The sequence below is a fragment of the Xanthomonas sp. BRIP62409 genome (genome assembly GCF_003992965.1).
Classification (GTDB): domain Bacteria; phylum Pseudomonadota; class Gammaproteobacteria; order Xanthomonadales; family Xanthomonadaceae; genus Xanthomonas; species Xanthomonas euroxanthea.
Genome location: NZ_QEZJ01000022.1, coordinates 299077 through 307449, shown reverse-complemented (window position 1 = coordinate 307449; position 8373 = coordinate 299077). Strand labels below are relative to the sequence as shown.

At 68.9% G+C, this 8373-nt stretch carries 10 protein-coding genes; all 10 read right to left on the bottom strand.

The genetic code is table 11. The features are described from left to right. Positions 1–326 precede the first annotated feature (326 nt). The 10 genes from fliP to fliG all read right to left on the bottom strand — a co-directional run bounded on the left by fliP (position 327) and on the right by fliG (position 8363). Entirely contained in the window at positions 327–1172 is an 846-nt protein-coding gene (gene fliP, locus EO170_RS14255; protein ID WP_039521458.1) for a flagellar type III secretion system pore protein FliP, read from the bottom strand. Between the two features lies 1 nt (position 1173). Then, the gene (gene fliO, locus EO170_RS14250) at positions 1174–1581 is read right to left on the bottom strand and encodes a flagellar biosynthetic protein FliO (RefSeq protein ID WP_119128793.1); all 408 of its coding nucleotides are present in this window, start codon (positions 1579–1581) and stop codon (positions 1174–1176) included. After that, on the bottom strand, positions 1578–1916 hold the full coding sequence (fliN, locus tag EO170_RS14245) for a flagellar motor switch protein FliN (RefSeq protein ID WP_104648690.1): 339 nt from the start codon (positions 1914–1916) through the stop codon (positions 1578–1580). The genes fliO and fliN overlap by 4 nt, the downstream gene beginning before the upstream one ends. Then, entirely contained in the window at positions 1913–2926 is a 1014-nt protein-coding gene (gene fliM / locus EO170_RS14240) for a flagellar motor switch protein FliM (RefSeq protein ID WP_104582707.1), read from the bottom strand. The genes fliN and fliM overlap by 4 nt, the downstream gene beginning before the upstream one ends. 10 nt (positions 2927–2936) lie before the next feature. Beyond that, positions 2937–3485: a flagellar basal body-associated FliL family protein gene (locus EO170_RS14235; protein ID WP_180496968.1), complete on the bottom strand. Its 549-nt coding sequence runs from the start codon at positions 3483–3485 to the stop codon at positions 2937–2939. Between the two features lie 165 nt (positions 3486–3650). Beyond that, positions 3651–4922, bottom strand: a complete 1272-nt coding sequence (locus tag EO170_RS14230; RefSeq protein ID WP_126945811.1) for a flagellar hook-length control protein FliK — start codon at positions 4920–4922, stop codon at positions 3651–3653. Continuing rightward, positions 4919–5374: a flagellar export protein FliJ gene (fliJ, locus tag EO170_RS14225; RefSeq protein WP_104582704.1), complete on the bottom strand. Its 456-nt coding sequence runs from the start codon at positions 5372–5374 to the stop codon at positions 4919–4921. Before fliJ ends, EO170_RS14230 begins: the two co-directional genes overlap by 4 nt. Before the next feature lie 3 nt (positions 5375–5377). Next, positions 5378–6760, bottom strand: a complete 1383-nt coding sequence (fliI, locus tag EO170_RS14220) for a flagellar protein export ATPase FliI (RefSeq protein ID WP_104648693.1) — start codon at positions 6758–6760, stop codon at positions 5378–5380. Further along, positions 6757–7377 (bottom strand): FliH/SctL family protein, encoded by a 621-nt coding sequence (locus EO170_RS14215; RefSeq protein ID WP_104582702.1) that lies wholly within the window; start codon positions 7375–7377, stop codon positions 6757–6759. Before EO170_RS14215 ends, fliI begins: the two co-directional genes overlap by 4 nt. Next, positions 7374–8363: a flagellar motor switch protein FliG gene (fliG, locus tag EO170_RS14210; protein ID WP_016904678.1), complete on the bottom strand. Its 990-nt coding sequence runs from the start codon at positions 8361–8363 to the stop codon at positions 7374–7376. Before fliG ends, EO170_RS14215 begins: the two co-directional genes overlap by 4 nt. Between the last annotated feature and the right edge of the window lie 10 nt (positions 8364–8373).

Below are 8373 nucleotides of genomic sequence, written 5' to 3'. Positions count from 1 at the left end.
AGGCGGGAGTGTGAATAGGGGGTGGAGATTTGAGCTGTGCGACGGGTATGGGCTGACGAAGGTGCTGTCTGCAGAAGCTCGCCCCTCTCCAGCGGGAGAGGGGTTGGGGTGCGGGTGCGAGGCGACGCCTCGCCACGCGTGTTGGGTGGTTCGGCTGGCGCATTGCGCAGCTGTGCGCTTCGGGCGCTGTTGGCTGCACTGGCTATCGCGGTCGTTGTTTGCTCTGCGGTAGCGTCGGCGTTTGCTGCTCGGCCTTGGGACTGCACACCGACGCCGGCAAACCGGGTAGACACGCCGGCGGGGCGGCGCGCATGCAGACCGCGCGGCTACGACGCGTTGAAGCTCGCCGCCAACGTGCCGACCACCAGCACCCAACCGTCCACCAGGATGAACAGCAGGATCTTGAACGGTGCCGAGATCAGCATCGGCGACAGCATCATCATGCCCATCGACATCAGCACGCTGGCGACCACCAGATCGATGATCACGAACGGGATGAAGATCAGAAAGCCGATCTCGAACGCGGTCTTCAGCTCGCTGGTCACGAACGAGGCCACCAGCACCGGGAACGGCACCGCGTCCGGGCCGGCGTACTTGCCGTCGCCAGCCATGCCGGCGAAGGTCATCAAGTCGGTCTCGCGGATCTGCGCCAGCATGAAGGCGCGCAGCGGCTGGGTGGTCAGCGTCCAGGCAGTCTGGAAATCGATCTGGTTGTTGAGGTACGGCGACAGCCCGGCGCCCCACATCTTCTGCCACACCGGCATCATCACCAGCGCGGTCAGGAACATCGACAGCCCCAGCAGCACCTGATTGGACGGGGTCTGGCCGGTGCCCAGTGCCTGGCGCAGCAGGCCCAGCACGATGGTGATGCGGGTGAAGGCGGTCAGCACCAGCAGCATCGACGGCAGCAGGGTGATTGCCGTCATCAGCAGCAGGGTCTGCAGCGGCAGGCTCACCGGCTGGTCGCCGATGCGGCCGACGCTGACATTGGGCAACGACGGCAGCTGATTGGCACCGGCTGGCGCGGCCGCCGGCGCTGCGGCGGGAGCGGCGGCCTGGGCCATGGCCGGCAATGCGGCAGGCGTGGCCGCGGCCAGCAGCGGGCAGCTCATCACCAGCAGGATCAGCACCAGGCGGAGGCTACGCCCCCAGCGATTCCAACGACTCAACATGTCACGGGTCCTTGCGCAGCTTCTGTGCCAGCAGCTGGGCGAAATTGGGAAGTTGCTTGAAGTTGGGCAGGGTGGGGGCGGGCGCGGACGGCAGCGGTTCGGACAGGGTGTGCAAGGTGTTGATGCCGCCGGCGGTGACGCCCAGCAGCAATTGCTGGCCGTTGACCTCCACCACCACCACGCGTTCCTTGGCACCCACCGCCAGGCTGGTCACCAACCGCAGGCCCTCGGTATTGCGGAAACCGCTGCCGGGCATGCGCTTGAGCAACCAGCCCAGGCCGACGATCAGCGCGAGCACCAGCAGCAATGCAAAGACCGCGCCAAACAGGCTGGGCGAGGACGGCGCCTGCGCGCCGACCTGGGTGGCCTTGGCCGCGACCGGCGCGGCAGCGGCCAGCAGGCCGATCACCGCAGCCTCCGGATCCGTTCGCTGGGGCTGACCACGTCGGTCAGGCGGATGCCGAAGCGGTCGTTGATGACCACCACTTCGCCATGCGCGATCAGGGTGCCGTTGACGTACACGTCCAGCGGTTCGCCGGCGCCGCGCTCCAGCTCCACCACCGAGCCCTGGTTGAGCTGCAGCAGGTTGCGGATCGGGATGCGCGCGCGGCCCACTTCCAGCGACAGCGTCACCGGCACGTCCAGGATGACGTCCAGGTTGAGGTCGGTGGCATTGTTGTCGTGCTCGGCCTGCAGGCTGTCGAAGGTGGCGGGCGCGGCGTCGAGGGTGTCGGAGTTGATCATTTGCTGGAGTCCTGGGAGGGAACGGCGCGTGGGGCTTGCACGCCGGGCGGGCGTACGGCGGTGATCTTGACGGCGTTGTTGCCATTGGAAACGCCGAATTCGCCGGTGAACAACGGGATGTCTTCCACGCACAGCGGCACCTGTGCGGGCAGGTCGATCGGCAGGATGTCGCCGACCTTCAGGCCGGTGAGCTGGCGCAGGCTCATGCGCTTGCTGGCCAGCACGCTGGACAGGGTCACCTCGGCGGTGTCCAGCTGCTCGCGCAGCATCACGTTCCAGGAGTCGTCGCGGTCGTTGCGGTCGCTCTGGATGCCGGCATCGAGCAGTTCGCGGATCGGCTCCAGCATCGAATACGGCAGGGTGATGTGGATCTCGCCGCCGCCGCCTTCCAGTTCGACATGGAAGCGGCACACCACCACGTACTCGCGCGGGGTGACGATGTTGGCGAAATGCGGGTTGATCTCCGAGTTGATGTACTCGAAGTCCACTTCCATCACCGGCGCCCAGGCTTCCTTCAGGTCGGCGAAGGTCTGCTTGAGCATCAGCTGCACCACGCGCATCTCGGTGGCGGTGAATTCACGGCCTTCGATACGGGTGTGGTAACGGCCGTCGCCGCCGAAGAAGTTGTCCACCACGGTGAACACCAGCGTGGGTTCGAACACGATCAGGCCGGTGCCGCGCAGCGGCTTGAAGCGGATCAGGTTGAGGTTGGTGGGCACATACAGCGAGTGCATGTACTCGTTGAACTTGACCAGGTCGATGCCGCGCACCGACAGGTCGGCCGAGCGCCGGATCAGGTTGAACAGGCCGATGCGCCACAGCCGCGCGAAGCGCTCGTTGACCATCTCCAGGGTCGGCATGCGGCCACGGATGATGCGGTCCTGGCTGGACAGGTCGTACTGGCGTGCCTCGCCGGGCAGCGGCTCCGGCTCGGTGTTGACCGCACCCGAATCCACGCCATGCAGCAGGGCATCGATTTCGTCCTGGGAAAGCAGATCGCTGACGCTCATGGGGCAGGCCTTACTGGGTGACGAAACTGGTGAACAGCAGTTCTTCGACGCATTTCTTCCCGGTCTCGCCGGTCATGACCTTCTGCGCTTCGGCCAGGGCCGCCTTCTGCAGCTTCTGCTTGCCGACCAGGTCGGCCACATCGGCGGCCTTGACCTGCGACAGCAGCATCAGCAGATGCGCGCGGATGGCCGGGGCGTTTTCGGTGATCAGCTTGAGGTCTTCCGGGTCGCGGGTGACCAGCTGCACTTCGACCTGCAGGTACTGCGGGCCGTCGCCGGGGTCGGCCAGGTTGACCACGATCGCCGGGTCCATCGGGAAGTACTGCGCCGGCTTGGGCACCTCGGCCACCTTGGGCGCGTCGTGCTTGCCGCCTTTCTCCTCGCCCTTGTGGCCGAAGAAGAACCAGGCGCCGCCGCCGGCCGCGGCCAGCACCACGACCCCGACGGCGATCAGCAGAAGTTTCTTGCCGCCCTTCTTCTTGTCGCCCTTGTCGTCTTTGTCTTCGGTCTTCTTGGGTTTTTCAGCGGCTGCCACAGTCTGCTCCAGGGGAATGCTCACCCAATGGATGCAATTGGCATGCCAATGGCGCGACGGTTTCCTGGCGCACGTGCAGGTTCAACGGCAAAACCCCCGCAAGCCTTGCGCTGCGAGGGTGGGTAGGCGGTGCCGGCACGTGGCGACACGCGGTTTTCGGTCGCGCCGGGGCGTTTCCGGCGCGCGGGCTCAGGCGTAGGCGTCCAGCAATCCACGCTGGCGTAGCACCACCGACGGAATTCCGACGGGCGGGCTGTCGTCCAGGCTGAGGCCGTTGCCGTCGCTGCCGCCACCGTTGCGGTTGCCGGACTGGCTCTGCTGTTGCTGGCCGACATCGGCCTGGCCGAGCTGGAAACCGTTCTGCCCGAGCATTTCGCGCAGGCGCGGCAGGCTCTGCTCCAGCGCCTGGCGCACGTCGGCATTGGCGGAGCTGAAGCTGGCATTGACCTTGTCGCCGTCCAGATGCAGCCGCACCTCGACCGGACCCATCTCGTTCGGGGTCACCTTGATATGCGCATGGCCGATCTTCTGGTCGGCCAGCCAGCTCATGCGCGCGCCGATGGCGTCGTCGAAGCTGTCGCTGCCCATGTCCGGGGTCGGGGTGGGCGAGGCGCTGAACACCGGCGCCGGCTCCTGCAGGCGGCCGAGCGCGGCCGTCGTGGTGGTCGGCAGCACGAACGCCGGGGCGTCCGGCGCGGCCGGGCCGGCGCTGTCGTCGGTGGCCGGGTCCAGCGCCTTGGTCGCCATGCTCATCAGCGCGGCCGTCTGGGCGTCGCCGCTCAAGGCGGTGACGGACGTGGGCTTGGCGCCCGCGGCGGCAGCCGGTGCCAGCGCGCCCAACGCGGGCAGGGCGGTGCCGGCGGTCGTGGGTGCAGCGGATGCGGCTGCATCGGTCGGCAGCGCGGTTGCGGTCGGCGTGGTGCCGGCGGCGGCGGTCACGCCGGCCGCCAGTGCCGCGGCTGCGGCGGCGAGTACATCGCCACCGGGCAGCGCCTGCGTCAGCAGGCCCATGCCGAAACCGCCCAGGCCCGGCGGTGGCCAGCTGGGGTCGGTGGCGGTCGCCGCGTCGGCTGGCGCGTCTTCGTCGTTGGTTGTGGGCTTGCCGGTCTTGGCGGAGCCGGCGGCGCTGCTGCCATCGGCGGCAGCCGGTTCCTTGGCGCCGGCCTTGGCATCGCCGTCCTGCGCGCGCGGGCGTGCGGTGGCATCGCCGGGCGCATCGTCGCCGTGGTCGTCGTCGCTGCGCTGCCTGTCGGGCTGGTTGGGCTTGGGCGCGGCCTGCTTGGCCGGCACGCGCTCGGGCGCCTGCGGCGGGGCCTGGTTCGGCGTGTTGGCCGGGTTGAGCATGCGCGCGAACTGGTCCTGGCCGGCGTCCGGCTCGGACGAGGGATCGCTGTAGCTGGATTTCTTCCCGGTGCTAGCGAGGGCGCCGAGGCCGGCTGCAAAGGCGGACAAGGGGTTCATGCGGATTCTCCGTGGGTATCTTCGCTGCGGGCCAGGCGCGAACGACGCGCGCCGAGGTCGTCCATCTCACGCTGGTCGCGGCGTTCGATCACCTTGTTCTCCTGCGCGCGGTAGCTGGCGGCCAGCTGTTCCAGCACCTGCTTCTCGCGGCTGGCCAGCAGCAGCCGGGTGCGCTCGGCTTCCACCTTGTTGCGGTTGTTTTCCACCGTCTGCGCCTGCTGCAGCACGGCGCTGTCGAGCCGGTCCAGGAAGGCGCGGCGGTTGCTCAGTGCAGCGGCGCTGGTGCCGGCCATGTGGCTGTTGGCGTATTCCTCGGCGTAGCGGCGCAGCTCTTCCAGGCGCGACTGGTGGGTGTCCAGGGCGCGCTGACGCTCGGCCAGGTCGCGCGCCACCTTGTCTTCCTGTTCCTGGGCGCGGCGCAGCAGCGGGTCGATCCGTTTGGATTGCATCATGGATTAGTTCTCGGGTTCGACCAGCCGCTGCAACGCGGACAGGCTGTCGGGCAGGTCGGCGGCCCGGTGGACGTCCTGGCCGAGGAATTCGACGATCTCCGGCCAGCGCGCCAATGCTTCGTCGGTGGCCGGATCGCTGCCGCGCTGGTAGGCACCAATGGCGATCAGGTCGCGGTTGGCCGTGTAGGCCGACAGCAACCGCTTGAGCTTGCGGATGCGCAGGCGCCAGGTGTCGTCGGCGATGTCCTGCACCACACGGCTGACCGAGGATTCGACGTCGATGGCCGGGTACAGGCCGCTGTCGGCAACCCGGCGCGAGAGCAGGATGTGGCCGTCGAGAATGGCGCGCGCGGCGTCGGCGATCGGGTCCTGCGGGTCGTCGCCTTCGGTCAGCACGGTGTAGAAGGCGGTGATCGAGCCGCGCCCCTTGGCGCCGTTGCCGGCCCGTTCGACCAGCGCCGGCAATTTGGCGAACACCGACGGCGGGTAGCCGCGGGTGGTCGGCGGCTCGCCGACCGACAGGCCGATCTCGCGCTGCGCCTGGGCGAAACGGGTCAGCGAGTCCATCAGCAGCAGCACGTTCAGGCCCTGGTCGCGGAACCATTCGGCAATGGCGGTGGCGCGGTAGGCGCCATGCAGGCGCGCCAACGGCGGGCGGTCGGCCGGGGCGGCCACGACCACGGCGCGGCGCAGGCCTTCTTCGCCCAGGGTGGTTTCGACGAAGTCGCGCACTTCGCGGCCACGTTCGCCGATCAGCCCGACCACGATCACGTCGGCCGAGGTGAAGCGGGTCATCATGCCCAGCAGTGTCGATTTACCGACACCGGAGCCGGCGAACAGGCCCACGCGCTGGCCGCGGCCGATCGGCAGCAGCGCGTTGATCGCGCGCACGCCGACATCCAATGAGGTGGTGATCGGCTCGCGCGCCAGCGGGTTGATCGACACGCCAGCCATGCTGACGCTGCCTTCGCCGCGGATCGGGCCCTTGCCGTCCAGCGGGGTGCCGTCGCTGTCGATGACGCGGCCGAGCAGGCCTTCGCCCACTTCCACGCCCCCGCGGCGCCGCGAGGGCACCACGCGGGCGTTCGGCAGCAGGCCATGCAGTTCGGCGCTGGGCATCAGGTAGGTACGTTCGCCGGCGAAGCCGACCACTTCGGCATCGACCCAGCCGCCGTCGACCTCGACCTTGCAGGTGGCGCCCATCGGCGCCTCGCAGCCGGTGGCTTCCAGGGTCAGGCCGACCGCGCGACGCAGGATGCCTTCGCGGATCAGGGTGCGCCCGGCCGTGGGTTCCAGCCCGAGGCCGCCCAGGCGGGTGGCCAGGCGCAGGTTGCGCGCGTCCAGCCAGTCGGCCGGGGCCGGGGTGGTGCCCAACAGGTCGCTCACAGGCCCGCTCCGGATTTGCGCATGACCGTCTCCAGCGCGGCCCGCAGGCGCGCATCCAGTGTTCCGTCCACGCGCACGCTTTCGGCGTGCACGCGCAGGTCGCCGCGGCTCAGGCTCAGGTCCGGGGCCACGCGGGTGGTGCTGCTGGGCGCCAGATGCGGCAGCAGCGCGGTGATGTCGTCCGGGTGCAGGCGCACTTCCACTTCGCGGCCGGCCCCGCCGACTGCGTCGATGGCCTCGTGCACCAGCTCGGCCAGCAGCTGCGGGTCGGCCTGATAGGCACGCCCGACCAGCGAACCGGCGATGCGCACGGCCAGCTCGCCGAGCGCGCCGACCACTTCGTTCTCCAGCCGCGCCAGCGGGCGGGTGAAGTTGTCCAGGATGCCGTCGATCTGCGCGGTCAGGCGGCGCACCTCCGACTGGCCCTGGGCAAAGCCGTCGGCATGCCCGCGCGCAAAGCCTTCCTGCTGGGCGGCGTCTTCGATGGCCTGGATCTCTTCCAGGGTCGGCGGACGCAGCACCGGCTCGTACACCGCCGGTTCGTCGAATTCCGGCTCCGGCGGGGCCGGCTCCAGGTGCAGGTCGGGGGCCAGCCAGCGGGTGACGATGTCGGTCATACCATCGCCTCCGCACCGGCACCGCCCAGGCTGATGGCGCCTTCGTCAGCCAGGCGGCGGACGATGGTGAGGATTTCCTTCTGCGCCGCTTCCACGTCGGCAAGGCGCACCGGGCCGCGCGCTTCCATGTCCTCGAGCAGGATCTCGGCCGCGCGCTGGGACATGTTGCGGGTGATCTTCTCGCGCACCTTGACGTCGGCGCCGCGCAGGGCCAGCCCCAGGCGCTCGCCGGAGACTTCGCGCAGCAGCGTCTGCAGGCCGCGGTCGTCCAGGTCCACCAGGTTGTCGAACACGAACATCAGGTCCTGGATCTTGCCGGCCAGGTCGGCGTCGATCTTGCCGATCTCGCCCAGTACGCCCTGGTCGGCGCCGGTGTCCAGGAAGTTGAGGATGTTGGCGGCCACCTTGATGCCGCCCACGTTGGACGACTTGAGGTTCTGGTTGCCGGAAAACTGGCGCTCCATGATGTCGTTGAGCTCGCTCAGCGCATTGGGCGGGATGCCGTCCAGGGTGGCGATGCGCAGCAGCACGTCGGCGCGGGTGCGCTCGGGCAGCAGCTTCAGGGCCTCGGCGGCCTGGTCGCTGTCCAGATGCGCCATGACGATGGCGATGATCTGCGGGTGCTCGTTGCGCACCAGGTCGGCCACCGCGCGCGGGTCCATCCACTTCAGGGTGTCCAGGCCGGTGGTGTTGCGGCCGAGCAGGATGCGGTCGATCAGGCCACCGGCCTTGTCGGCGCCCAGCGCCTGGATCAGCACGTTGCGGATGTAGTCGTCGGCGCCCACGCCCAGCGAGGTCTTGCCGGCCAGTTCGCCGTTGAACTCGTCCATGACCTTCTCGACCTGGTCGCGCGAGATGCCGGTCATGGTGGCCATGGCGATGCCGATCTTCTGCACCTCCTTGGGGTCCATGTGCTTGAGCACTTCGGCGGCGTCGCTTTCCCCGAGCGACAGCAGCAGCACGGCGGCGCGCTGTACGCCGGTCATCGGTGGTGTA

What these genes read in the sequence shown, in the direction of transcription:
- fliP (WP_039521458.1), bottom strand. Translation starts at nt 1,172, where the DNA reads ATGTTGAGTCGTTGGAATCGCTGGGGGCGTAGCCTCCGCCTGGTGCTG.
- fliN (WP_104648690.1), bottom strand. Translation starts at nt 1,916, where the DNA reads ATGATCAACTCCGACACCCTCGACGCCGCGCCCGCCACCTTCGACAGC.
- fliM (WP_104582707.1), bottom strand. Translation starts at nt 2,926, where the DNA reads ATGAGCGTCAGCGATCTGCTTTCCCAGGACGAAATCGATGCCCTGCTG.
- EO170_RS14230 (WP_126945811.1), bottom strand. Translation starts at nt 4,922, where the DNA reads ATGAACCCCTTGTCCGCCTTTGCAGCCGGCCTCGGCGCCCTCGCTAGC.
- fliJ (WP_104582704.1), bottom strand. Translation starts at nt 5,374, where the DNA reads ATGATGCAATCCAAACGGATCGACCCGCTGCTGCGCCGCGCCCAGGAA.
- EO170_RS14215 (WP_104582702.1), bottom strand. Translation starts at nt 7,377, where the DNA reads ATGACCGACATCGTCACCCGCTGGCTGGCCCCCGACCTGCACCTGGAG.
- fliG (WP_016904678.1), bottom strand. Translation starts at nt 8,363, where the DNA reads ATGACCGGCGTACAGCGCGCCGCCGTGCTGCTGCTGTCGCTCGGGGAA.